At 61.8% G+C, this 22,693-nt stretch carries 20 protein-coding genes and 1 riboswitch; of the genes, 12 read left to right on the forward strand and 8 right to left on the reverse strand.

All coding sequences use genetic code 11. The annotated features are described in order from the left end of the window. Nucleotides 1–22: 22 nt before the first annotated feature. Nucleotides 23–1,744, reverse strand: a complete 1,722-nt coding sequence (gene acsA / locus DLM86_RS21460; RefSeq protein WP_110842125.1) for an acetate--CoA ligase — start codon at nt 1,742–1,744, stop codon at nt 23–25. 341 nt (nt 1,745–2,085) lie between these two features. Here acsA and DLM86_RS21465 point away from each other — a divergent pair, with 341 nt between their 5' ends. The 3 genes from DLM86_RS21465 (at nt 2,086) to DLM86_RS21475 (ending at nt 5,938) form a co-directional block, all read left to right on the forward strand. After that, nucleotides 2,086–3,144, forward strand: coding sequence for an SIS domain-containing protein (locus tag DLM86_RS21465; protein ID WP_110842126.1), 1,059 nt, complete (start codon nt 2,086–2,088; stop codon nt 3,142–3,144). A 127-nt stretch (nt 3,145–3,271) separates the two neighbouring features. Further along, a complete protein-coding gene (locus DLM86_RS21470) occupies nt 3,272–4,240 on the forward strand; it encodes an ROK family protein (protein WP_110842127.1) in 969 nt (322 codons plus the stop codon). Between the two features lie 306 nt (nt 4,241–4,546). Next, complete coding sequence (locus tag DLM86_RS21475) at nt 4,547–5,938, forward strand: extracellular solute-binding protein (RefSeq protein WP_245954799.1); 1,392 nt, start codon at nt 4,547–4,549, stop codon at nt 5,936–5,938. 118 nt (nt 5,939–6,056) lie between these two features. On the opposite strand, the gene DLM86_RS21480 is transcribed toward DLM86_RS21475, so the two are convergent. Next, the gene (locus DLM86_RS21480) at nt 6,057–7,712 is read right to left on the reverse strand and encodes an FAD-dependent oxidoreductase (RefSeq protein WP_110842129.1); all 1,656 of its coding nucleotides are present in this window, start codon (nt 7,710–7,712) and stop codon (nt 6,057–6,059) included. 224 nt (nt 7,713–7,936) lie between these two features. Here DLM86_RS21480 and DLM86_RS21485 point away from each other — a divergent pair, with 224 nt between their 5' ends. Continuing rightward, on the forward strand, nt 7,937–9,172 hold the full coding sequence (locus DLM86_RS21485) for an S-layer homology domain-containing protein (protein ID WP_110842130.1): 1,236 nt from the start codon (nt 7,937–7,939) through the stop codon (nt 9,170–9,172). Between the two features lie 324 nt (nt 9,173–9,496). After that, complete coding sequence (locus tag DLM86_RS21490; protein WP_211326566.1) at nt 9,497–9,877, forward strand: hypothetical protein; 381 nt, start codon at nt 9,497–9,499, stop codon at nt 9,875–9,877. On the opposite strand, the gene DLM86_RS21495 is transcribed toward DLM86_RS21490, so the two are convergent. Continuing rightward, the gene (locus DLM86_RS21495; protein WP_110842131.1) at nt 9,852–10,544 is read right to left on the reverse strand and encodes a DUF6022 family protein; all 693 of its coding nucleotides are present in this window, start codon (nt 10,542–10,544) and stop codon (nt 9,852–9,854) included. The genes DLM86_RS21490 and DLM86_RS21495 overlap by 26 nt on opposite strands. Nucleotides 10,545–10,646: 102 nt before the next feature. Here DLM86_RS21495 and DLM86_RS21500 point away from each other — a divergent pair, with 102 nt between their 5' ends. After that, entirely contained in the window at nt 10,647–11,366 is a 720-nt protein-coding gene (locus tag DLM86_RS21500) for a TetR/AcrR family transcriptional regulator C-terminal domain-containing protein (protein ID WP_110842132.1), read from the forward strand. Nucleotides 11,367–11,488: 122 nt separating this feature from the next. Here the strand turns inward: DLM86_RS21500 and DLM86_RS21505 are convergent, their stop codons facing one another. Next, nucleotides 11,489–12,796 (reverse strand): aminotransferase class I/II-fold pyridoxal phosphate-dependent enzyme, encoded by a 1,308-nt coding sequence (locus DLM86_RS21505; RefSeq protein ID WP_110842133.1) that lies wholly within the window; start codon nt 12,794–12,796, stop codon nt 11,489–11,491. A gap of 167 nt (nt 12,797–12,963) precedes the next feature. Beyond that, entirely contained in the window at nt 12,964–13,683 is a 720-nt protein-coding gene (locus DLM86_RS21510) for a YceI family protein (RefSeq protein ID WP_110842134.1), read from the reverse strand. Between the two features lie 177 nt (nt 13,684–13,860). Between DLM86_RS21510 and DLM86_RS21515 the strand changes: the two genes are divergently transcribed. The 4 genes from DLM86_RS21515 (at nt 13,861) to DLM86_RS21530 (ending at nt 17,964) form a co-directional block, all read left to right on the forward strand. Further along, nucleotides 13,861–14,544, forward strand: a complete 684-nt coding sequence (locus tag DLM86_RS21515; RefSeq protein ID WP_110842135.1) for a response regulator transcription factor — start codon at nt 13,861–13,863, stop codon at nt 14,542–14,544. Continuing rightward, the gene (locus DLM86_RS21520; RefSeq protein ID WP_110842136.1) at nt 14,541–15,929 is read left to right on the forward strand and encodes a HAMP domain-containing sensor histidine kinase; all 1,389 of its coding nucleotides are present in this window, start codon (nt 14,541–14,543) and stop codon (nt 15,927–15,929) included. Before DLM86_RS21515 ends, DLM86_RS21520 begins: the two co-directional genes overlap by 4 nt. Nucleotides 15,930–16,226: 297 nt before the next feature. Next, nucleotides 16,227–17,060 carry a 5-dehydro-4-deoxy-D-glucuronate isomerase gene (kduI, locus tag DLM86_RS21525; protein ID WP_211326567.1) on the forward strand — a complete coding sequence of 278 codons (834 nt, stop codon included), beginning with the start codon at nt 16,227–16,229 and terminating at the stop codon, nt 17,058–17,060. Between the two features lie 427 nt (nt 17,061–17,487). Then, nucleotides 17,488–17,964, forward strand: coding sequence for an NUDIX hydrolase (locus DLM86_RS21530; protein ID WP_425453991.1), 477 nt, complete (start codon nt 17,488–17,490; stop codon nt 17,962–17,964). A gap of 191 nt (nt 17,965–18,155) precedes the next feature. Here DLM86_RS21530 and DLM86_RS21535 read toward each other — a convergent pair whose 3' ends face one another. After that, nucleotides 18,156–18,773 carry a pyridoxamine 5'-phosphate oxidase family protein gene (locus DLM86_RS21535; RefSeq protein ID WP_110842138.1) on the reverse strand — a complete coding sequence of 206 codons (618 nt, stop codon included), beginning with the start codon at nt 18,771–18,773 and terminating at the stop codon, nt 18,156–18,158. 172 nt (nt 18,774–18,945) lie between these two features. Between DLM86_RS21535 and pdxR the strand changes: the two genes are divergently transcribed. After that, nucleotides 18,946–20,391 (forward strand): MocR-like pyridoxine biosynthesis transcription factor PdxR, encoded by a 1,446-nt coding sequence (gene pdxR / locus DLM86_RS21540; protein ID WP_110842139.1) that lies wholly within the window; start codon nt 18,946–18,948, stop codon nt 20,389–20,391. A 129-nt stretch (nt 20,392–20,520) separates the two neighbouring features. Here the strand turns inward: pdxR and asd are convergent, their stop codons facing one another. Both asd and DLM86_RS21550 read right to left on the reverse strand, forming a co-directional pair. Further along, complete coding sequence (gene asd / locus DLM86_RS21545) at nt 20,521–21,306, reverse strand: archaetidylserine decarboxylase (protein ID WP_110842140.1); 786 nt, start codon at nt 21,304–21,306, stop codon at nt 20,521–20,523. Between the two features lie 125 nt (nt 21,307–21,431). Next, nucleotides 21,432–21,671: a hypothetical protein gene (locus DLM86_RS21550; RefSeq protein WP_110842141.1), complete on the reverse strand. Its 240-nt coding sequence runs from the start codon at nt 21,669–21,671 to the stop codon at nt 21,432–21,434. Nucleotides 21,672–21,854: 183 nt separating this feature from the next. Beyond that, nucleotides 21,855–21,961: riboswitch (TPP riboswitch) on the forward strand. A 120-nt stretch (nt 21,962–22,081) separates the two neighbouring features. Between DLM86_RS21550 and DLM86_RS21555 the strand changes: the two genes are divergently transcribed. Next, complete coding sequence (locus DLM86_RS21555) at nt 22,082–22,681, forward strand: ECF transporter S component (protein ID WP_110842142.1); 600 nt, start codon at nt 22,082–22,084, stop codon at nt 22,679–22,681. The last annotated feature ends 12 nt before the right edge of the window (nt 22,682–22,693 follow it).

The raw sequence follows: 22,693 nt of genomic DNA on the forward strand, positions 1-22,693 counted from the left end.
GCCCTTTTCGCATGCTTATGAATCAGTCTTCGATCGTCGACAAGTCGCCGGTCGGCAGGCCGAGCTCCCACGCTTTCAGGACGCGGCGCATAATTTTGCCGCTGCGCGTCTTCGGCAGCTTATCCTTGAACTCGATCTCGCGAGGAGACGCGTGCGCGGACAGCCCTTCCTTGACGAACTTGGCGATGTCGGCTTTCAGCTCGTCGCTCGGCTCGTAGCCGGCGCGTAGCGAGATGAACGCCTTGATGATTTCCCCGCGAAGCGGGTCCGGCTTGCCGATGACGCCCGCTTCCGCGACCGCCGGATGCTCGACGAGCTTGCTCTCCACCTCGAACGGCCCGACGCGCTCGCCGGACGTGTTGATGACGTCGTCGACGCGGCCTTGGAACCAGAAGTAGCCGTCTTCGTCCATGTAGGCGGAGTCGCCGGAGACGTACCAGCCCTGCAGGCGGAAATACTCCTCGTATTTCGCCGGGTTGTTCCAAATTTTGCGCATCATCGAAGGCCATGGCGTCTTGATCGCCAGGTTGCCCATCCGGTTCGGCGGCAGCACGTTGCCGTTGTCGTCGACGATCGCGGCGTCCGTGCCCGGAATCGGCTTGCCCATCGAGCCCGGCTTGATGTCCATGCTCGGGTAGTTGCAGATGAGCTGGCCGCCCGTCTCCGTCATCCACCACGTGTCGTGAATGCGCTGGTTGTACACTTTCAGCCCCCAGCGGACGACTTCCGGGTTAAGCGGTTCACCTACGCTAAGCACGTGGCGCAGGCTGCTCAGGTCGAACTGCTTCACCGTATCGTCGCCGGCGCCCATCAGCATCCGGAACGCGGTCGGCGCGCTGTACCATACCGTCACCTTATAGCGCTGAATCGTGCCGTACCAGTCCTGCGGGCTGAACCGTCCGCCGCGGATGACGTTGGTCGCCCGGTTCAGGAACGGAGCGAATACGCCGTAGCTCGTGCCCGTTACCCAGCCCGGGTCGGCGGTACACCAGTACACGTCGCTGTCTTTCAGGTCGAGTACGATGCGGCCCGTATAATAATGTTGGATCATGGCGTTATGAACGTGAAGCACGCCTTTCGGCTTGCCCGTCGAGCCGGACGTGTAGTGCAGGATGAGCCCGTCCTCGCGGTCGACCCACTCGATCGCAAGCTCGTCGGAGGCTTGCGCCATCTCGGCCTTGAAATCGACTTGTCCGGCGCCGAGCTGCAGATCGTCCCCGACGAGGATGACATGCTTCAGGCTAGGCAGGTCGGCTACCGGCACGCGCGAGAGCAGCGCCGGCGTCGTGACGATGGCGACGGCTTGGCTGTCGTCGAGACGGTCGCGCACCGCTTGCTCCATGAACGCCTCGAACAGCGGGCCGACGATCGCGCCGATCTTGATCGTGCCGAGCAGCGCGTAGTACAGCTCCGGCGAGCGGGGCATGAAGATGAAGACGCGGTCGCCCTTTTGCACGCCGAGCTTGCGCAGCACGTTGCCGAATTTGTTCGAATTCGCTTTCATTTGCCCGTAAGTGACGGCTTCGTCGCGGTTCGCGTCGCTGTAATAGAGCGCCACCTTATCCGCATAGCCGGCTTCGACGTGGCGGTCGATCGCCTCGTAAGCCATATTCACTTTGCCCGTGGCATACCAGGAAAACTGCTTCTCCACCTCGGCCCAGTCGAACGATTGACGGGCTTCTTCGTAGCTGGGCAGGTTCGCATCCGTTGCGGTCGCTTTGACGATATCCGCTTGATTGTCCATAACGTAGGTCCTCCTGAATGGGTAAAATCGATGAAACGCTTTCACGGCTGCGAGGGGTCGCAGTCGGCTATCCACAAAACTCCCAAAATATTATAGCACATCGTTCGGGGCTTAGGTATGCGAATTTTCAAATATTGGACAACGTCCGCGTTGCGAAAAGATGTCCTTAAATCGTAAGGACATGCTCGGGAGCCGAAGCACCCTTCAAAAAACGATCTAAAACGGAACAAAACGATCGCAAAAATCACTAAAGTGATTGAAACGATCAAACCGTTTGATTATACTTAACGTATGAGCGGTTCGGGTTTTGCCGGAACCGCATGACAAAGGAGTGGATCATCATGTCCAGCACGTTCGGTCAATTGACTTATCCGGAAATTTCCGCCCAAGCGGAGGCGCTCGCCGCCGCATTCAAGCAGCTTGAAGCGCAAAAGGAATGGGTGACCCGCTTTATCGGCAACCCGGCGTTCGACGAAGTGATCTTCATCGGCTCGGGATCGTCGTACTACCAGGCGCAAACGATGGCGGCCACGTACAAAAAGTGGGTCGGCCGTCCGGCCTCCGCGCACCCGTCCTCGGAAATTTATTTGTTCCGCGACGCGGCCGCGGTGCCGGGCCGCAACTATTTGCTCGTCGGCGTCTCGCGCTCGGGCGAGTCGACCGAAGTGATTCTGGCGCTCGAATCGGTCAAGGGCGTGGCGGGCTGGACGACGTGCGGCATTACGTGCCACGAGGACAGCAAGATGGCGCAGATGACCGAATGTCTCGTCTCCCCGCTCGGGAAGGAAAAAAGTACCGTCATGACGAAATCGTTAAGCAGCATGACGTTCATGATGCAGGCGGCGGCGGCGCTCGCCTCGGGCAAGCCGGAGCTGTGGGCGGAAGCGGCGCGGGTCGTCGAGGCCGACGCGGACGTCGTGAAGGCGGCCGATTCGTTCGCGAAGTCGTTCGTGCAGGAGCATGACCTGCACAAGTTCATTTACTTGGGCATGGGCGCTTACTACGGCCTTTCGCAGGAAGCGTGCCTGAAGATCAAGGAAATGTCGTACGTATGGACGGAAAGCTTCGGCACGCTCGAATTCCGCCACGGTCCGAAATCGATCGTCGAGCCGGGCACGCTCGTCTGCCTGCTGCTGTCGGAGACGGCCCGCTCGTACGAGCTGAAGGTCGCCGAGGAGATGAAGGCCTACGGGGCGACGGTTCTCGTCGTGACGGCGTACAAGGGCGACGACACCGCGTTCGCGGACGCGGTATTCGAGGTGGGCGGCCGCGAGCTGAGCGACGAAGCGCGCAGCGTGCTTTATTTGCCGGCGCTTCAATATATCGGCTTCTATACGGCGCTCAAGAAAGGCGTCGACCCGGATCATCCGCGCAATTTGACCCAAGTCGTCAAAATTTGACGGGATCGCATTCGCGCGACCGGACGGCGCTGCCGCGCTGCACGCGGGCTTTACGATCGTAAAGCCCGGCACATGCTTACGAAGCGAGCTTTGCTCTGCAAAGCAAAGCTCATCAGGAGGAACCTCAATGAGCCATTTCATCGGAGTCGACATCGGCGGAACGAACATCGTATTCGGCCTGCTGGACGACGAGCTGAACCTGCTGCGCAAATCGAAGAAGCCGACGGGAGCGGCGAACGGCGTCGATTACGTCCTCAACCTGATCGCGTCGACGATCGACGAGCTGCTCGCGGAGCAAGGACTTTCCCGCGCCGACCTCGGTGCGGTCGGCATGGGCAACCCCGGCTTCGTCGATCCGGAGCGCGGCGTGGCGCTGTCGTCCGCGAACCTGAAATGGGAAAACGTGCCGGTCGCCGAGAAGCTCGGCGGGCTGCTGGGCGGCATCCCCGTCTTCATCGACAACGACGTCAAAATGTATACGTACGGGGAAGCGGCGCGGGGAGCCGGCCGCGGCTACAAGCACGTCCTGGGCGTCACGCTCGGCACCGGCATCGCCGCGGCGATGGTGAACGAGGGAAAGCTGTATTACGGCAGCGGCTTTCTCGCCGGCGAGCTCGGGCACGTGCCGATGGAAGGCGAGAGCGCCCTGTGCGGCTGCGGCATGCGCGGCTGTCTGGAGACGATCGCTTCGGCGACGGGCATCGCCCGCATCGCGAGAGAGCGGCTCGAGCGGGGAGAGGCGAGCGTCCTCGGCGAATGGTTCCCGGGCGAGCGGATCCGCGACATCACGGCGGCCGACGTATCGCGCGCCTATGACGCGGGCGACGCGCTGGCGGCGGACGTGCTCCGCTTCGTCGGCGTCAAGCTGGCGATCGGGCTGGCGTGGGCGATCACGCTGTGGAGCCCGGACGTCGTCGTCATCGGCGGCGGCGCGGCGAATGCGGGGGAGCGGCTGCTCGCTCCGATGCGGGAGGCGCTGATGCCGCTCATCCTGCCGATGTACCGCAACCGCGTCGTCATCAAGCCGGCCGAGATGAACGACGACGCGGGCGTCGTCGGCAGCGCGGCCTTCGCCCGATCTCGCGCGGGCCTGTGACCTTCGCTTCGTTCCCGGGCGATGCTATCGAATTGGAAAGCAGCTTGCCGGCCGGACATCCGGTCGCAGGCTGCTTTTGCTTTTTTTCGTCGGCCGCGGAAAGGGGGCGGCGCGAAAGGAGGCCCGCCTCGGCGGAACGGTTCGTTCCGGCCGCGAGGGGCCCGGGCATCGGCGACCGTAACTTCATATGTCCGGCGAATTTACAAACCATGTTACGTAAGGTAGAATAGGTGTAATGAACATGTATTGGAGCGGAATCTATTGCTGCGGAGAAGAAACCTGTTTCAGGAGCGTTACAATCATTTTTTGACTGAGTTGAAGAATGAAATATTGAGCGGCGGGTTGAAGCCGGGCGAATTTATTTTGCCCGAGAACACGTTGAGCGAGAAATATAAAATCAGCCGCGTCTCCGTTCGCAAAGTGCTGGCGCAGCTCGTGGACGAAGGGCTGATCGAGAAAATCGCGGGGAAGGGCAACCGGGTGAAGACGCCCGGCGACGAGGTCGTCCGGCAGACGATTACGATGACGTGGTTCTCGCAATCGTACGAGCAGGACGTGCTGCAGTCGATCATCCGGCGGTACGAGGAAACCCACCCCTACGTCAAGGTCGAGCTTTTGATCTTGCCGGCGGAGCAGTACGCGACGAGGCTCGCCGACATGATCGAGCAGGGGACGGGGCCGGATCTGTTTTTCCTATCGGACGCCCACTTCCGTCATTTGACCGAGCTCGGCAAGCTCGATCTGTTCGAGCCGTACCGGCCCGACAGCTTGCAGCCGGAGCGCGACAGCTACCGGAAGCTGTTCGATCTGTTCACGTACGGCGACAAGCAGCCGACCGTCCCGATTCATTTCTCGCCGATCGTCATTTGCTATAACAAGGATATGTTCGAGCAGGCCGGCATCACCGGCGAGGATCCGGTCCGGACGTGGGACGATCTGCTCGAGGTGGCGCACAAGTGCACGAAAGGCTCGAACGAGGAAGGCATGGTCGAGCAATACGGCTTCTGCTTCTCGTCGGCGATCAACCGGTGGCCGTCCTTCCTGCTGCAAAACGACGGGACCGTCCGCAGCGAAGACCGGAAGCGCTCCGTATTCGCGAACGAACGGAACGTCGAGGCGCTGCAGTTTTGCAACGATTTGATGTACAAGCACCAAGTGTCGCCGGTATATTCCCATTCCAGCAGCTATTTGGCGGAGCACATGTTCAAGAAGAAGCGGTGCGCGATGATCCTGTCGACGTACTACTTCATGAACGAATTCCGCGGCATGGATTTGCGGTGGGACGTGCTGCCCGTGCCGGCCAACCGGCGCAAGGCGACGCTGCTCATCGGCGGCTCGCTCGGCATCAACAAATATAGCGACAAAATCAAAGTGGCGCAAAGCTTCATCGATTACATGGTCGGCGAAGAAGCGCAGACGATGCTCAAAAAAGCCGGCTGCACCATCCCGGTGCTGCGTTCGGTCGCCGAGGACAATTCGCTGCTCGATCCGAACATCCATCCCGACCATTACAATTCGTTCATCGACGCGCTCCATCACAGCTATTCGCTTCAGGAGCTCGGCATGACGAACGAGATCATCTCCATCATGTACGACGAGCTGATCGCGCTGTGGGCCAACATGGAGACGAGCGAGACCGTATGCCGCCGCATCGAGGAGCGGATCAACCGGAAGCTCGAGGAGCAGGAAGGCGCGTAAGCTCGCCTTCGCTACCCGTTCGTCCGCGTTAGGAATAACATAAACGCATGAAGAAGGCTGCCCCGAAGGGCAGCCTTTTCCGCGCGGCGGCGGGTCGTGCCGGCCGTTCGGCCGGCCGTCACTTGGCCGCCTTGCGCTTGCTCGCGTATTGCGCGTATACGATTTCGCCCGTGTCCAGCTTGCGGAGCTCGTCCGGCGTCCAGCCGGCCAGCTTGTTGTTGCCCTTCACTCCGGTCAGCTTGATCCGGTACTTCGACTCCAGGTACCGATACAGCTCCGGCATATCGGCTTCCGTCAGCTCCTTCAGCTTCTTCTTGCCCTTCAGCTGGCCAAGCAGGATGCCGATCGTCTCGGCGGCCAAGCCGGTGTTCGGCTGGATGCGGGCGCTGCCGTAGGCGATCGCGGAGGCGCCGACGTTTTTGCCGGCCATGATGACGTTGTCGTATTTTTTGAGCAGGAAGCTGCGCAGCGGCATGCCGTACTTGTCCGGACGCCCCATCTCGATGCCCCACTTGTTGACGCTCGTTCCTTGCAGGTCGAGCGGGTACCCCGCGATGCTCACGTTGTCCCAGAACATGTTCGCCCCGAGCATATCCGACGGCTTCAGCACGTACTCCGTCTCGTAATGGTTGTATTCGCGTATGTACAAATAGTCGGGGAACCCGTTCAGCTCCGCCTTCTCCCAGCCGACGATCGACTTGCGGAAATGGTCGAGGATGAGCGGCATTTCCTTCTTCCCGAGCTCCATCGCCTCGTTCACCGATTTCGGATCGGCCGGATCGACCGTGTAGATCAGAAACGCGTTGATCAGCACTTCGCCGTCCCGCTGGTTCACCGCGTTCAGTCCGCGCAGAAACACCCGGTCGTTCGTCGGCTTGTACGCGTTGGTCATGCCGGTCAGCCCGATCGCGAAGCTGTCGTTCACGTAGCCGCCGCCGTACTTCTTGTTCCGCTGCTCGGCGGTCAACCCGTTGAAATGGGTGGAGAACGTTTTCCAGTCGACGTTTTTGAACTTCATCATCATGCCCGCGCTCATATACTCGACCTTGTCCGGATGGCCGTAAAACCCCTCCAAGCCGGGAAGCCGGGTGACGTTCAGCCTCGAGGCGAAGGCGGCGTAATCGGTGTTTTCCACCCAATAAGACGCTTCGATCCGCTTCGCGACGCCGTCCTTTATCTTGTAGTCGACCGAGGCGACCGTCGAATCCGCGGAGCCGCCTGCGGGCGGCAATGTTTTGACGTCGGCGATCGAGATGCCCGTCTCGATCGGAATGTCGCGGCGCAGCTCGTCGAAGTAGCGGACGTATTCGTCTTTTTTGCGGATTTTCGCGCTCTTGAAGCCGTCGAACAGCTGCTTGATCCGTCCCTGCACGAGCGAACGGCCTTGATCGTCCTTCGTCTCGTCCAGAAACAGCATCTCGCCTTCGAGCACTTGCCCGCCCAGCTTGTCGCGGGGCTCGAGCACCTTCACCTTCAACCCTTCGTCCGCCGCAGCTCTCGCGAGGTACATGCCCTCGAATTCCGAGCCGAAGACGACGACGTCGACGCGCTCCGTCTCGATTTTCGGTTCGGGCGGGGGAGACGGCTTCGTGTCGACGGCCGTCGGCGTCTTCGACGGTCCGCCGCCGGGCTGCGCCGATTGTTCGGCGACGGAAGCTCCGCCGTCGGGGGACGTTTCGCCTCCGCCGCCCCGAAGCGCCCATACGGCGACAAGGACGGCCAGGATCGCCGCGAACGCGGCGCCGGCGATGATCGTGTTGCGGTTGAAGCGCATGCGTAAACTCCTTTCTGCCTTGTCGAATCATTCCTAAGTCTATCATTTTTCCTATCACCCCCACAAACGATTTTGCCGGGTCGAATGGATTTATCAGTACCGGGAACCCTTCGCGAAGGTTCAGGACTCAGGCGCGCATGAGTCTTTACCCGAATCGAGCTACATACAACACGAACCGACATCGAACGATTCCAATAATCGATCATGGGGAGAGGAAGAAGAACATGAAACGAGTGCTGAAACAGGCGGTTGTTACGACGATGACGCTGGCTATGGTAGTAGGAGGCGCCGCATCGGCGTTCGCCGATTCGAAGGGGAAGGGCAACGACAAATGGAACGACCGCGGCAACGGCTGGAAAACCGAGTCGAAAAACAACGGCAACAACGGCGGCAACGGCAACAAATTCAACATCATTATCAACTTCAACGACCTGAACGGCGGCGACGTCGAATGGGCGCTTAAAAATATCGCCAGCTTGGCGTCGAAACGCGTATTCGAAGGCTACGAGGACGGCACGTTCAAGCCGAGAAGCACGGTCAGCCGCATCGAGGCGATCACCGCGGCGGTCCGCCTGATGGGACTGCGCGAGCAGGCCGAATCGCAGGCCGAAATGAGCACGGACCTCAACTTCAAGGATGCCGACAAAATCGAGAAGCAGTATCCGTGGGCGGTCGGCTACGTAGCGGTAGCGGCCGAAAACGACCTGTTCTCCGAGGCGGACGCTTCCGTTCAGCCGGAGAAGGCGGCGGATCGCCTGTGGGCGACGACGCTGCTCGTGAAGGCGCTGAAGCTGGACGCCGAAGCGAAGGCGAAAATGAACACGAAGCTGACGTTCAAGGACGCCGACCAAATTCCGGCAGGCTCCGTCGGCTACGTGGCGGTAGCGGTCGAACGCGGTCTCGTCAACGGCTTCGAAAACAATACGTTCCGTCCGAACGAGCCGGTTACGCGGGCCCAGCTGGCGGCGCTGCTCGACCGTACGAGCGACCAGATGCCGGATCAGGAGCAAAACGTCGTAACGGGCACCGTAGCCGCGGCCGTGACGGGCAACGCGCTCGTCTTGACGAAGGGCGGAACCAGCACGACGGTTGCGCTCGATCCGAACGCGTTCATTTTCCGCAACGGCGTGCGGGTCGCGCTCGGCGCCATCCAAGTCGGCGACGAAGTGCGCGTCAAAACGTTCAATAACGTCGGCATCTACGTCGAAGTGACGAAAATGGCGACGCCCGCCGTCGACTTCACCGTGAGCGGCCGGTTGTACTCGCTCGAGTGGAACCAAGGCAAAATCAGCAAAATCGGCGTAAATACGGCCGTGTACGGCTCGACGACGCCGACGCTTCAATACTACAACGTCGATCCGAACTACACGGTGATCGGCAACGCGGCGCTTCTCGTCTACGATCATAATATCGAAGTGAAAGGCCGCAACCAAGTCGTCACGTCGATCGAAATCAAGTAACCTGCACGATAGATACCGAAGCACGGTCCGGACGCAACCGTTCGGGCGGAGGAGAAACGAAAAGGTTGGAACGGCGGAAGAGCCGCTTCGCAGGCCGATCGGGCTTGCGGGGCGGCTCTTGGCCGTCTGCCCCGACGGGCCGCTTCGCTGCCGCATGCGGTTGACAAGGGAAGCGTCGCATGCTAATATACCGATTAAATAGATAGGAATAATATAATATCGGCCCGACCGGACGTCCGGAGGCTCCTGCGAACCCGATTGCCACGGCCGGTTCGCGGGGGCCTTTCGTTTATGGCCGGCGGCCGATGCGGGGAGGGAATCGAGATGCGCAACAACGGCGCCGTTCGGCCCGCCGAGGCGGTTGCGGATCCGGCTGCGGATCGAGCGGCCGATCCGGAAGAGGCCGCCCACTATCCCGACCATCGCTTCGTCCGGCTCTGCTTCGAGCGGCACGGCTTGAACAAGGGGATTTACAATGCGATTGACGAATGGTTTTACGACCGGGGATGGACGGATATCGCCGAGAGAAGGAAGCTCATTTTGCGCTTTCTCGAGCAGACCGACCCGAAGCGGGACGATTCCGAATTCGCGGCTCGCCGGTTTTTGAAGTTCGGCAAAGGCCAGCTGGTCCATACGCTGGAAAAGTTTGCGCGTCATGCGCCCGCTCCGGCCGGAATCGTCAAGCGGCCGGCAGCGGACGCTTGAAGAAAGCGACGATCCGTCCTCCCGCCGGGACGACGGATACGAGCTGCCAGCCGTAGCGTCCCCAGTGGGACAACGCGTCGTCCAACGACCAGCTGTGCGTCTGGCCGTCGTCGTCCTCGCCGCGCAGGCAATCGCCGATCGACACGTCCGTCGCGTATTCCCACCCGGCTTCTCCCGGCGCGAAGCGGAAGTCGTCCGGGAGCGGCTGCCGTTCGGTCGGAAGGTCCCATCGGACGCGTACGGAGGCGTCGGACAGCGCGGCGACGATGCGTTCCCGCTCCGTCTCTTCCAGGGCGAACAGTCGCGGTGCCCGGGGGACATGAAACGCCCGGTGCGAATGGTACACCTGCAGCACCATCGTGCCGATCGGCGCGCCTTCGCCGTCTTTGACGACGTACCAGACGCACCGCTCCCTCTCCTCCGGAGGCCCCCAATTTTCCACGGAATCGTTCCGATTGAAGCCTCCTTTCACGATATAGCCCTCCGCGGTCAATTGCTCGAACACCGGCGCCATGAACTGCTGGATCCAGACGCCGTAGGCGCGGTCTCCGTACTGCGCGAACAAGCCCGCCAGCTCCTCTCGACGTTCCTCTAACACGGATTTCCAAGAAACGGACATGACGGTTCGGAGCTTTCGAACGACGGAATCGAATACAGGTTGAGTCATAACAACATCTCCTTTTAATTTAACATTGTTAAATTTAATTTAATACCGTTAGATTAATCCGATATGATATAATTGTCAACAAAAAAATATCGGGGTGACGACGTGGCCAGAAGAAGAATTCATCGTCCGTCTGAGGAACGGGACGAGGGACGCGAGGAGCCGCTCCATACGCCGCTCGACCGGTCGCGCATCGTGAACGCGGCGCTTGCGGTGCTGCAGGCCGAAGGGCTGGAGCGGATCAGCATGAGGAACATCGCGGAGCATCTCGGGGTTAAGGCGGCCGCCCTGTATTATCACGTGAAGGACAAGGAGCAGCTGCTTCATCTGCTGGCGGAGAAGATCGGCTCGGAAACGGAGCTTCCCGGCGAAGAGCTGCCGTGGCGGGAGCGGCTTTCGCAATGGGCGTTCGGCTTCCGCGGGACGCTGCACCGGTACCGGGACGCCGCCGCGATCATGGGGGCGACGATCGCGGCGGGCCCGAGCCGGCTCGACCATATCGAATTTTTGTTTCGAACGTTGAGCGAGGCGGGGTTCCGGGACGAGCACGTCCCGTGGCTTGCCGCCATGCTGAAAAACTACGTGACCGGCTTCGCCGACGAGGAGGCGCGGCTTGCCGACCGGGCGCGGCGGGAGGAGACGAATGCGGACGGACTGGCCGACGCTTACGCCGGGAAGTTCCGGGCGCTCGCGCCGGACCGGTACCCGCATATGATCCGGCTCGCGTCCCGCACGACGGCGGTCGAATGGGAGCGCGAATTCCGGTTCGGGCTCGACGTCTTGCTCGACGGCTTCGAGGCGAAGCGGCCGGTCCGCTCCGACTAGTCGACGCCGTCCCGAATCTTGACCGAACAAAAAAAGGTACAAATGTACGTTATTTCGCCGAAAACTCGCGTTTTCGCTCCGAATAGCGTACACATGTACCTTTTTGTTAGGCATGGCGGGATTTACTTCGCCGTTACTTTCTCCACATCTTTCACGCCGGCGTAAATCGAATCGAACAGCTCCCCCAGATGCTCGACCTCGATGCACGAGAAGGCGACGCGCAGATCGGTTTCGCCGAGAGCGATCGTACCGATGCCGTATTGGTCGAGCAGGTGGACGCGGAGCGTCTCGGCGTCGACCGTCTTCAGCTTCAGACACATGAAGTAGCCCGAGTTGAACGGATAGTACGTCCAGGCGTCATCGAACTTGCCGCTGTCGAGCAGCTGCTTCGTCCGGTTGGCGCGGGCTTTCATGATCTCGAACTTCTCCTTGCGCTGCGCCTCGAAGTCCGGCGATTGCAGCGCGCGCAGGACGAACGTCTGCGACGGGTGCGGCCCGCTCGAAATGGTCGCGCGGATAATGCCGACCGTCTTCTGCTCGAGCGCGCTCAGCAGCTTCTCGCTCTCCGCCGCGTACGTGATGAAGCCGACGCGGAAGCCCCAGACGAACTCTTCCTTCGTCGCTCCGTCGACCTTCACCGGCAAAATGCGCGGATGGATGCCGGCCAGCTGGCCGAACAGCGATTCGTGCAGCGAATCCTCGAAGAACAGGCTGAAGTAGGCGTCGTCGGTGACGGCTACGATGTTGATGCCGGCTTCGGCACCGGCGAGCAGCGCGGCGACGATCTCGTTGCCTTCCTCCGCGTTCGGCGTATAGCCGGTCGGGTTGTTCGGGAAGTTCAGCACGACGATCGCCTTGCCCTTGCTCTTCTGCGCCAGCACCGCTTCGCGCAGCGCCTTCGCGTTGAACCGGTCGTTCTCGTCGTACAGCGGGAAGTTGACGATGTTCGCGCCGCGGCGGACGTTGAAGCACAGCTCGTAATTCTCCCAGTTTTTGTCCGGGAAAATGACCGCGTCGCCCTCGTCCGCGAACAGGTCGGCGACGATGCTGAGACCGTGCGTCAGCGCGTTCGTCACGACCGGATTGCCGTATGTTTTCCCTTGCAGCGAAGGGTTCTCGATCAGCATTTTATCGCGCCAAGCTTTGCGCAGCTCGGGCTTGCCTTCCGGCGGCGCGTACGGGTAAATGTCTTTCGGGTCGTAGGCGCTCAGCGTTTCCTGGATCGCCTTCAGATGCATCGGCTTGCCCTGCTCGAGCGCGATGCCGATCGTGGCGTTGAACTTTTTCGCCTTCGCCTTCGCTTCGGCCGATTGGCTCAAGATGCCTTCCTTCGGGAAATAAATCGCTTTGCCGAGTCCCGACAGCATGTCGAATACGTGACGGTTTTCCTGCTCGATCGTTGCGTTCAGTTGTTTTACCAAATCGTTCATGGGGTCCATCCTTCCAAACCGCGATAATGGTCACTGCAGCAAGTGTCGCCTTATTATACCATTTCGCTCCGGGGGAGTCACCCGTCGATTCCGCGCCTTCGCGGCCGCCTGCCGCCGCCTGCGGACGCATACTCCGTTTCCTTGCGCGGCAAGGCCGGATAGCCGGATTATTGCTTGTTCAGGACGAGCTCCAGCCGGACGGTCAAGTCGTTTTGCGTATCGAGGACGACGGCGTGCGGGTTTTTCATCCCGAAGTCGGCGAACGTGACGACCGTCTGCCCCGACAGCTTCAAGGCTCCTTGCTCGTACAACGCATTGGAGTCGAACGTCACTTCCTTCTCGATGCCCCGGACGGTCAGCTTGCCCTTCAGCTTGAACGGAGCGACCGCGCCTTCCTTCCATTCGGCGGGCAGTCCTTCGAACGACGTCGCTTGGAACGTCGCGGTCGGGTGGGCGGACGCCTGCAAATAATCGTCGCCCTTGACGTGGCCGTCGCGCTGGCCGTTGCCGGAGCTGAGCGAACTGATATCCACCTCGCCCTTGCCCTGCATGCGGGACGGATCGGCCGTATCGACGATCCATTCGCCCTTTACCTTGTCGCCGACGAAGTTGACCGTTTCTTTCGACGTCGTAACGGAAAAATACACTTTGGACGCGTCGGTCGTCGCCCACGTCCCGTTCAACTGCTGCGGCTGCACCGAAGCGGACCCCGCCGCGGCGGCGCCGCCCGCGCCGGAGGCTTGTCCGGCCGCCGGGATGACCTGCTCGATCTCCACATGGTTGCCGGCGTAATAGTCGTACGCCGCATAGCCGCCGACGAGCAGCGCGACGGCCAGACCCGACGACAGCAGGACGGTTTTTCGTTTTTGGTTCGATTTCGATTTCATTATGGTTCCCTCCGGTTTCCTATGTCTATTTGGGGTTCGGACGAGATCAGTGTACCAATGTTCGATGTCGAGAATATGTCGGCTCGCTGAAAAAATAAGGAAATCGGCCATCATTTGACGGATGAGCCGTCTGCTGGTATACAATGAGGGCAAGGACAAGCGGAAAGGATGGGGCGGATGCGGACGGTACTGCTGGTCGAAGACGAAGAGGCGATTGCGCGCGTGCTGGCCGCTTACTTGAAGCGGGCCGGCTTCTCCGTGGAGCGCGCCTGGGACGGGGAGGAGGCGCTGCGGCTGTTCGACGCCGGAACGCCGGACATCGTCCTGCTGGACGTCATGCTGCCGGAAACGGACGGGTGGGAGGTGCTGCGGCGAATCCGCGAGCGGAGCAGCTGCCCGATCATCATGGTGACGGCCAAAGGCGACATTCAAGACCGGCTGGAAGGGCTGAACCGGGGGGCGGACGACTATATGTCGAAGCCGTTCGTGCCCGAGGAGGTCGTCGCCCGCGTCCAGGCGGTGCTGCGCAGGCCGGCGCGCTGGATCGAGGGCGGGGATATGCGACACTTCGGCCGCCTGTCGGTCGACTTCGCGGCCCGCCGCGTCTGTCTGAACGGGGCGGAGGTGCAGCTCAGCCCGCGCGACATGTCGCTTTTTCTGTTTTTGGCCGAATATCCGAACCGTACGTTTACGCGCGAGCAGCTGATCGAGCAAGTATGGGGGATCGATTACGACGGCAGCGACAGAGCGGTCGATTTATCCATCAAGCGATTGCGTCAGGCGCTCTCCCATTGGCCGGCCGGCGAAGGGGAGATCCGGACGCTGCGGGGAACGGGGTATCAGTTTTGGGTGGGCGAATGAAGTCGACTTCGATTTTGTCGTATTGGACGTACCGGTATTTGCTTATCTTGTGCGTCGGCCTCGTGCTGGTCGCGACGGCGGCGGCCGTCTGGGTGCGCCAGACGACGATGGACAGCCGGATGCGGATGACCGGGCTGCTGGCGCAGGAAATCGCCGAACGGGTATCGTCCGAAGGAAGCTCGCCGGTCATTCCCGAGTCGCTGGACGCGTTGATCGAGAAGCGCAAACGGTTTTTCAACCTGAGCGACGAGCTGTGCGTGACGATTACCGGCAACGGCGGCGTGCTGCTGTACGCCGATCGGGCGATGTCGCCCGGCGAGCTGCGCAGCCGGCTGACCGAGGATTTGTCGGAATCGGCGGACGACGACTACGTGACCGTGTCGTCTCCGGTCGTCAACAAGGCGGGAGCGACGATCGGCCACGTCACGCTGCTGCAGTCCAAGAAGGCGCTGACGTTCATTCCGAACGAAAACCGGCTGCTCGCCGTCCTGCTGACCGGGCTCGCCGCGCTGGGCTGGCTGACGATCTACCTGCTGTCGCGCAAGCTGTCGCGGCCGATCCGGCAAGTGGCGGAGGCGGCCAGACAAGTGAGCCAAGGGCGGTACGACGTCCGGCTCGAGGGCGAATGGCGCGAACGCGAAATCGGCGAGCTCGTCGGGTCGTTCAAGCATATGGCGGCGCGGCTGAAGCAGTTGGAGGACTGGCGGGCGCTCATGCTGGCCGGACTGACGCACGAGCTGAAGACGCCCGTCACGTCGGTCAAAGGGCTCATCCACGCCGTCCGGGAACGGGTCGTCGACGGCCAGGAGGCGGACGAGTTTCTCGATATCGCCTTGAAGGAGACGGGGCGGCTGCAAAGCATGGTGTCCGATCTGCTCGATTACAACGCGCTCGCTTCGGGCTTCGTCAAGGTGCGGCGCGACGAGCTGAACGCGACGGCGCTCGTCGCGGAAATCGTCCACCAGTGGAACGTGATGCAGGACGGCGAAGAGACGGCCGCCGTGCCGGAGCTGCCGGAGGCGAACGTCCCCGTCGCCGGCGACGCTTTGCGCATCCAGCAAATCGTCGTCAACCTGCTGAACAACGCGAAGGACGCTCGGGTGCCCGGGCGCCCGCTGCGCATCGCCGTCGGCCTGCGCCGGGAAGCGGGCGGCGTCGAGGTGGTCGTCTCCGACAACGGGCAGGGCATACCGGAGGAGGAACGGGGGCTCGTGTTCGAGCGATTTTTCCGCGGGGAGCGGAAGCGCGACAAGGTGCGGGGACTCGGCTTGGGGCTGACGTTCAGCCGGATGCTGGCGTGCGCGATGGACGGCGACCTGCGGCTCGTGAGCAGCTCGGCGGAGGGGACCGTATTCGCGCTGCGCCTGCCGGCCGGGGGCCGTTAAGCGCGGGCGGTAAGGAGCGGGCAGGGCGCGCGCCACTTTGCGGCGGTGCCCGCCGGCGTGAGCGAAAAGCGCGCATCTTTTGCGGCGATGCCCGCAGGCTCGCGGGGGCGGCCTTCCCTTCGCCGCCGACGTTCCCGTTAGCAGGCGCCCTTCCCTCGGGTAGGCGGAAAAATCGGGGTTGGAAGAACGGGCGCTGGTGTGGTAATCTGGATATGGGCTTTTCCGTCTCAAAATTTAAACGTTTAAATTAAAGACGGACGTCATCATCATCGTCAATCGAAGAGGAGGAGCTTGTACGTGGAAATTCGGTTCGCATCCCATCCGCAAGACGTCAAGCAGTACGATACCGACCGTCTCAGAAAGCAATTCATGATCGAAACGGTGTTCGTTCCGGGCGAAATTCGTCACGTATACAGCCATGTGGAACGGTTCGTCATCGGCGGGGCGGTTCCGCTCCAAGAGCCGCTTCGTCTCGAAACGGACAAATCGGCCATCGGCGTCGACTATTTCCTGCAGCGGCGGGAGATCGGCATCATCAACGTCGGACCGGCCGGCTACGTGACCGTCGACGGCACGGAGTACGAGCTCGGGACGAAGGACGGCTTGTACGTCGGCATGGGCAACAAGGACGTGACGTTCCGCAGCGCCGACCCGTCCAACCCGGCGCGCTTCTATATGCTGTCCACGACGGCGCATACGTCGTACCCGACCGCGAAGGTCGGCATCGAGCAGGCGGAGCCGGTCCATCTCGGCAGCCTCGCGCAGTCGAACGAGCGGACGATCTACAAATATTTCCACGCCCAAGGCGTGCAGACGTGCCAGCTTGTCATGGGCATGACGCTGCTCAAGCCGAACAATATGTGGAACACGATGCCGAGCCATACGCACAACCGCCGGGCGGAAGTGTACTTCTACTTCGACATGCCGGACGACGGCGTCGTCTTCCATCTGATGGGCGAGCCGACCGAAACCCGCCATCTCGTCGTCCGCAACGAGCAGGCGATCATCTCGCCGACGTGGTCGATCCACTCGGGCGTCGGGACGAGCAACTACACGTTCATCTGGGGCATGGGCGGCGAAAATCTGGACTACACGGACATGGACCCGGTCCCGATGAAAGAGCTGAAATAACGATCGGCGCAAGCCGAACGAAACGAATCCCCGTACGGAGCAGAGCGGGCCCGCAAAGCCGCCTCGCGCCGCCGGGGATTTTTCGTTTGCCCGCCGCGCCTAGCGCGGTACCGGACGGGAATGCGGGACGGAGCGTTCGCGGGCCGAAAAACGTCCGCCGCACTCATGCCGCTTCCGATGCCGCCATAGTTATGTATAGAATGGGTCGCCGACGCCAATACCAACATAATAAAGGACGGGAATTCCCGACGGCCGTGCGGTTTGTACCGGTCCTATCCGGCATTTGCGGGTCGATAGGGCGGTAGCCGCGGTTATCGCTGCCATCGACAATCGGTTACGATTTTCTTTTTTTCATGGGATCGGTTACAATGAATGGACACTGTCACTTTATGGCTGTCGCCGAGTTTCTGGGCGGGAAGGGGGACGTATGAATCCGAAACTTAGAGCCGCCGGTGTGATGATCCGCGATTTCGAAGCGGGGGACCCCCGGTACGGAACCGAACGGCAAGTGCTGGTGCAATGCGACGAGGACGAATCGTTTTACCGGTTTGCCGGCGGAACGGTGGAATATGGAGAGACCGCCTCCGAGGCGATCGTGCGCGAATTTATGGAGGAATACGATCTGGAGGTTCGCGTCGGGCCGCTGATGGCGGTGAACGAGCATTTTTTCCAATATTACGGCAAGGAGCATCATCAGGTGACGCTGATTCATCTGTGCGAGCTGGAGCATACGAACGACATTCCGGAGCCGCTCTGGCACAAGGAGCATTCGTCGGTCAAGCTCGTCTGGCGCACACTGTCCCAGCTCAAGCGGCGGCCGGTTTATCCGGAAGGCATATTCGCCCTGCTGGACAAAGATGCGCCCCCGATCGCCCACTTGGTGACCGGGAGAGGCCCCAGGTAAGCCGGCGTAAAGGTTGAAGCGGTTAGGCACTTCTATTCGTAGTCAAAGACGGCGTTCGCAGGCGGCATTCGCGAAGGAGGAGAGAGGCTCCGGCGATGCGGGCTTGCGGAACGCCCCGGTTGACTCCGGATAAGAGGATCTAACCGCTTCTTTATTGTTTCTCGGCGCTTGCGAGGGCGAAGAATCCGCTATCAGTCGAACGGGCAGCGGCCCGAGTAGCGCTCCATCAGTCCGGCGGTTTCGAGGTCGGCTTCGGCTCCGCGGCGCTTCAGGCCCCCGCACACTTGCTCGAACCGTGCGTCGTTCAAATGTTGGCCGAAGGCGAACTTGGCGGTCGTCGAAACGGCGTCGAGGCGCAGCACGGCTACCCCTTCCAGCCTCGGCTTGTAAGCCGGATCCGCCGGATCGATCGGATCGTATCCGCCTTCCGGCTGCAGCTTGCGCATGAGCGCCCCGAGCGCCTCGGCTTTTTCCGCCGGGTCTTCGACCGGCACGATCCGCCCCCGGATGAGGACGGACTTGAAGTAGGCCGTCGCCGGGCAGGCGAGCTTCGGATCGCTGAAATACGACGGTACGATCGCGTATTCCTTGCTGACGCTGAAGGCAACGTTGCCGCTTTCGCGGATCGCGTCCATTTTGTGCCCGACCTTGCTGCCGTGCAGGTAGACGCTTCCCTCGTGGTACACGTAATTGATCGGGACGGCGTACGGCCACTCTTCCCCCCGCATGGCCAGCGTCCCATAGCTCATCTCGGACAGAAACGATCCGATTTCCTCCTCGGACGTCATTTCGTAGGCCGCTCTTCTCATCGGCTCGCGCTCCTTCCGGCCCCTCGATGGGGCATGTGCTTATCCCGTCGTCCAGGCGGGATTTCTGCTATAATAGTCGAAAAGGTGGCTGCGGAAAAGTGCCAATTTCGATGCAAACGAGTAGGCCATTCGGTGCGACCGACGTTAAAGGGAAGCGAGGGGGGAACCGGACATGACCGATTTTCATGTGCCGTTCCTGTCTTATTCGGAACGGTATCCGCTCAAATACGAGGCGCTGTACCACGCCATCAAAGATTCGATCGCGGACGGCAAGCTCGAGTACGGCGCCAAGCTGCCGTCCAGCCGGGAGCTCGGGAAGCTGTACGCGCTGTCGCGAGGCATCGTCAGCCAGGTGTACGACATGCTCGCCTCGGAAGGCTACGTCGAGAGCGAGGTCGGACGGGGCACCTACGTGGCGTACCGCCGCGACCGGATGCCCGCCGCGGACGAGGGCGGCGGCCGGGAGTGCGATTTGTCGGCATGGGGGCGGCGAATCGCCGCGGAGCCGCCGCACCCGTCCCCGGAGCCGAAGGCGCCGATTGAATTCGCGATCGGCTACGGCGACAAGTCGTTGTTTCCGACGACGGCGTGGAACCGGGCGCTGTACGCGCAAGTGCGGCGGATGGGCGACGTCTCCGACGGCGACGTCTTCGCGGCGGAAGGGCACGAGCCGCTCCGCGAGGCGGTCGGCCGCCACCTTCGCCGGGTGCGGGGCATTCGCGCGGACGCGTCGTCCGTCGCAATCGTGAACGGGTCGATGCAGGCGATCGGGCTGCTGACCCAGTTGCTTGTCGAGCCGGGGGCGCCGGTCGTCGTCGAGAACCCGTGCTACTCCGGCTTTTTGTCGGCGATCGCGGCGGCCGGCGGGCGTCCCGTCGCGGCGGAGACGGACGAGCACGGGATCGTGCCGTCCGATTGGGACGCCAAGCTGCTGTTCGTGACGCCGAGCCGGCAGTTTCCGACCGGCGCGGTGCTCGGTCTGGAGCGGCGCCAGCGGCTGCTCGCCTGGGCGGCGGAACGGGGGGCGATCGTCGTCGAGGACGACTACGACAGCGAGTTCCGCCACCGCGGACGGCCGATCGAGCCGCTGAAGGCGCTCGACCGCGACGACCGCGTCGTCTACGTCGGCACGTTCACGCGGACGATGATGCATCATTTCCGCATCGGCTACGCGGTGCTGCCCGCCCGGCTCCGGGAGCCGTTTCTGCGCGCGAAGCGGCTGTTCGAGCCGCACCCGGCGTCGATTCTCGAGCAGCGGGCGCTCGCCGCCTTCATGAACGGCGGCGAGTACGAGCGGCATTTGCGCCGTCTGGGCCGCGTCTACAGCCGCAAGTTCGAGCTGCTCCGCGGCTTGCTCGCGAGCGAGCTGGCGGGCGCGTTCGCGCCGGTGCCGTCCGACGCCGGGCTGCACGTGTTCGCCCGGTGGCGCGGCTCGGCGGAGTCGTACGGCGCGTTCCGCCGGGACTGCTTCGACGCGGGTGTCGCGTGGTCGGACGGGAGCCGCTACTACGCGGAGCGTCCCGTCGCGTCCGCCTGCTTCGGCTTCGCGCATTTGAGCGAGGCGGACATCGCGGAGGGCGTGAGGCGGATGCGCGAGGCTTGGGAGCGGCGCGGATAGCGTCGGGGAAAGCGGCCCGAAAACCGAACAAAAGCCCCGCCCCGGCGCGAAATCACGTACAACCGTACGCTATTTCGCCGGGAACGGGGCTTTTTCGCCGCACGGCACCGGCACGGCACGACGCCGGGCTTACTTCGCGTGCAGCCGGCCGAGCGCTTCGCCCATCTTCACCTTCGAGCCGACCGCCAAGTCCGGACGGGGCTCGAAAATGCCGTTCTCGGTCAGCAGGACGACCGTCGAGCCGAACTCGAAATAGGCGAGGTCGCCCCCGCGCTCGAGCCGGTCGGGCAGCGGCTCGACGTAGCGGATGCTGCTGACGTTCATCGCGCCGACCTTGACGACGGCGATTTCGCCGAACTCGTGATCGATATACGTAATAAGCCGCTCGTTGCGGCTGAGTACCCGCTTCATATGGCGCAAGCCGAAATCGTTCACGGGGTAAACCTTGCCCTTCACGTGCTCCTTCTCGAGCACGTTCCCCGTCGCCGGCGAGTGGATGCGGTGGTAGTCCGTCGGGCTCAAATACAGCACGAAAAAGAACCCGTTCCGGTAATTGACCGTTCTCGGGGACCGGTTGAGCAGCTCCTCCACGGTGTAGCTCTGGCCCTTGACGTCCAGCATCGTCCCGGCTTGGATCGCCCCCATCCCGGTAATGAGCGCGTCGACCGGACTGAGCAGCGCGTCCGGGGCTTCGTCGAGCGGACGCAAGCCGGGCTTCAACCGCCGGGTGAAAAATTCGTTCAGCGTCCGGTATTCCCCGATCGCTTTCTCCGCATCCTCCAATCGGATGCCGTACGATTTGGCGAATTGGGGGATGAGCAGACGGCTGGCCCCCGATCGGGCGAAAGCGCCGGTGATGCGGGATATCCATTTGCGCGAGGATAGCTCGGTCATGAGTCGAAATAACGGTTTCATTCTCGCCCACCTTACGAAAGTAATCCCCGGGTCGGGGCATGATCTATTCTATTATCTTGACACATCGCCGCCCGCAACGCAACTGGGGCTCCCGCCATTGGCGCGCAACAAAAAAAAGCAGCCGATCAGCTGCCGGCGGCGGCGTCCGGGCGCTCCGGCCGTTTCCCGCTCCGTTTATACTCTTGGCACGACAAGCAGGTGGCGGCGTTCACCAGCACCGGGATGGCGCAGCCGGAATATTTGACGCAGTGAACCGGCGTTTTGTCGTCGGGGTCTTGGGATATTTGCACGCAAAAACGGCAGCCGGCGATCAGTTGCTGCGTGACGTTCAGCATCGTCTGCTTCAATCGAACGGTATCGTCCATGCGCAAAAGGCTCCTTCGAAAATTCGGTCGCGGCCAAACGGCTTCGAAGCCGACGATCGGCAAGCCGCGGCAAGGCCACGTTAATAGTACCATACCGGCGAAGCGATTGTCACTATTTGGAAAACGGCCCGATGTCTCCCGCAAACGGCATCATTGACAATCGCCCGAATCGTGTTAATATAAATGTGTCACTAGGGGAGCCCGTCGGGGCTGAGATTGGATGCGCGCATCCTAGACCCTTCGAACCTGATCTGGATGATACCAGCGTAGGGAAGTGGGACACCTGACCTTTCGAAACGATATCGTTCCTTTCGAATGCGCGTCCACCTCTATGGGGTGGACTTTTTTTATTGTCAGCGGTCCGCGAGCTCGAACCCGGGGACAAATTCCGTTAACAGGAGAGGATCCACATGCCTTCCAGCACCAAAGCGCCGAAAGGGTTGAAGCTGACCGACATTTTGGTCACCGTCGTCATCGCCGTCGTGTTCGGCCTGATTTACCGCATATGGGGGCCCGTGTACGACATCGTCAAAATCGTCGGCCTCCAGGCCGAGCAGCTGACGTACGGCGTATGGTACATCGCCGCCACGGTCGCGTTTCTCATCATCCGCAAGCCGGGCGTCGCCTTGCTGGCGGAGGTGGCGGCCGCGCTGTTCGAAATGCTGATCGGCTCGCACTACAGCGTCGAGTCGCTGACGTACGGCATCGCGCAAGGCATCGGCGCGGAAATCGTGTTCGCTTTGTTCGCTTACCGCTCTTATTCGCTCGCGACGACGTGCCTGGCCGGAATCGGGGCGGCCGCCGGCTCGCTCGCCATGGACTGGTACAAAGGGTATCTCGTCGAATTGGCGGGCTGGAACTTGACGCTGTACTTCGTCTTCCGGCTGATCAGCGCCCTCGTCATAACCGGCGGCGTCGCTTATTATCTGGTCAAGGCGCTCGAGGCGACGGGCGTCACCCGGATCGTCCGCCCGGTATCGGAAGCGGACCGGCGCTCGCTGCACGATTGATTAACGAACGGA

The sequence above is a fragment of the Paenibacillus flagellatus genome (assembly GCF_003217775.1).
Taxonomy (GTDB): Bacteria; Bacillota; Bacilli; order Paenibacillales; family NBRC-103111; genus Paenibacillus_AB; species Paenibacillus_AB flagellatus.

Excerpts from the sequence above, each read along its gene's own strand:
- acsA (WP_110842125.1), bottom strand. The coding sequence starts at position 1,744 with ATGGACAATCAAGCGGATATCGTCAAAGCGACCGCAACGGATGCGAAC.
- DLM86_RS21465 (WP_110842126.1), top strand. The coding sequence starts at position 2,086 with ATGTCCAGCACGTTCGGTCAATTGACTTATCCGGAAATTTCCGCCCAA.
- DLM86_RS21470 (WP_110842127.1), top strand. The coding sequence starts at position 3,272 with ATGAGCCATTTCATCGGAGTCGACATCGGCGGAACGAACATCGTATTC.
- DLM86_RS21480 (WP_110842129.1), bottom strand. The coding sequence starts at position 7,712 with ATGCGCTTCAACCGCAACACGATCATCGCCGGCGCCGCGTTCGCGGCG.
- DLM86_RS21485 (WP_110842130.1), top strand. The coding sequence starts at position 7,937 with ATGAAACGAGTGCTGAAACAGGCGGTTGTTACGACGATGACGCTGGCT.
- DLM86_RS21490 (WP_211326566.1), top strand. The coding sequence starts at position 9,497 with ATGCGCAACAACGGCGCCGTTCGGCCCGCCGAGGCGGTTGCGGATCCG.
- DLM86_RS21495 (WP_110842131.1), bottom strand. The coding sequence starts at position 10,544 with ATGACTCAACCTGTATTCGATTCCGTCGTTCGAAAGCTCCGAACCGTC.
- DLM86_RS21505 (WP_110842133.1), bottom strand. The coding sequence starts at position 12,796 with ATGAACGATTTGGTAAAACAACTGAACGCAACGATCGAGCAGGAAAAC.
- DLM86_RS21510 (WP_110842134.1), bottom strand. The coding sequence starts at position 13,683 with ATGAAATCGAAATCGAACCAAAAACGAAAAACCGTCCTGCTGTCGTCG.
- DLM86_RS21515 (WP_110842135.1), top strand. The coding sequence starts at position 13,861 with ATGCGGACGGTACTGCTGGTCGAAGACGAAGAGGCGATTGCGCGCGTG.
- DLM86_RS21520 (WP_110842136.1), top strand. The coding sequence starts at position 14,541 with ATGAAGTCGACTTCGATTTTGTCGTATTGGACGTACCGGTATTTGCTT.
- DLM86_RS21530 (WP_425453991.1), top strand. The coding sequence starts at position 17,488 with ATGAATCCGAAACTTAGAGCCGCCGGTGTGATGATCCGCGATTTCGAA.
- DLM86_RS21535 (WP_110842138.1), bottom strand. The coding sequence starts at position 18,773 with ATGAGAAGAGCGGCCTACGAAATGACGTCCGAGGAGGAAATCGGATCG.
- pdxR (WP_110842139.1), top strand. The coding sequence starts at position 18,946 with ATGACCGATTTTCATGTGCCGTTCCTGTCTTATTCGGAACGGTATCCG.
- asd (WP_110842140.1), bottom strand. The coding sequence starts at position 21,306 with ATGAAACCGTTATTTCGACTCATGACCGAGCTATCCTCGCGCAAATGG.
- DLM86_RS21550 (WP_110842141.1), bottom strand. The coding sequence starts at position 21,671 with ATGGACGATACCGTTCGATTGAAGCAGACGATGCTGAACGTCACGCAG.
- DLM86_RS21555 (WP_110842142.1), top strand. The coding sequence starts at position 22,082 with ATGCCTTCCAGCACCAAAGCGCCGAAAGGGTTGAAGCTGACCGACATT.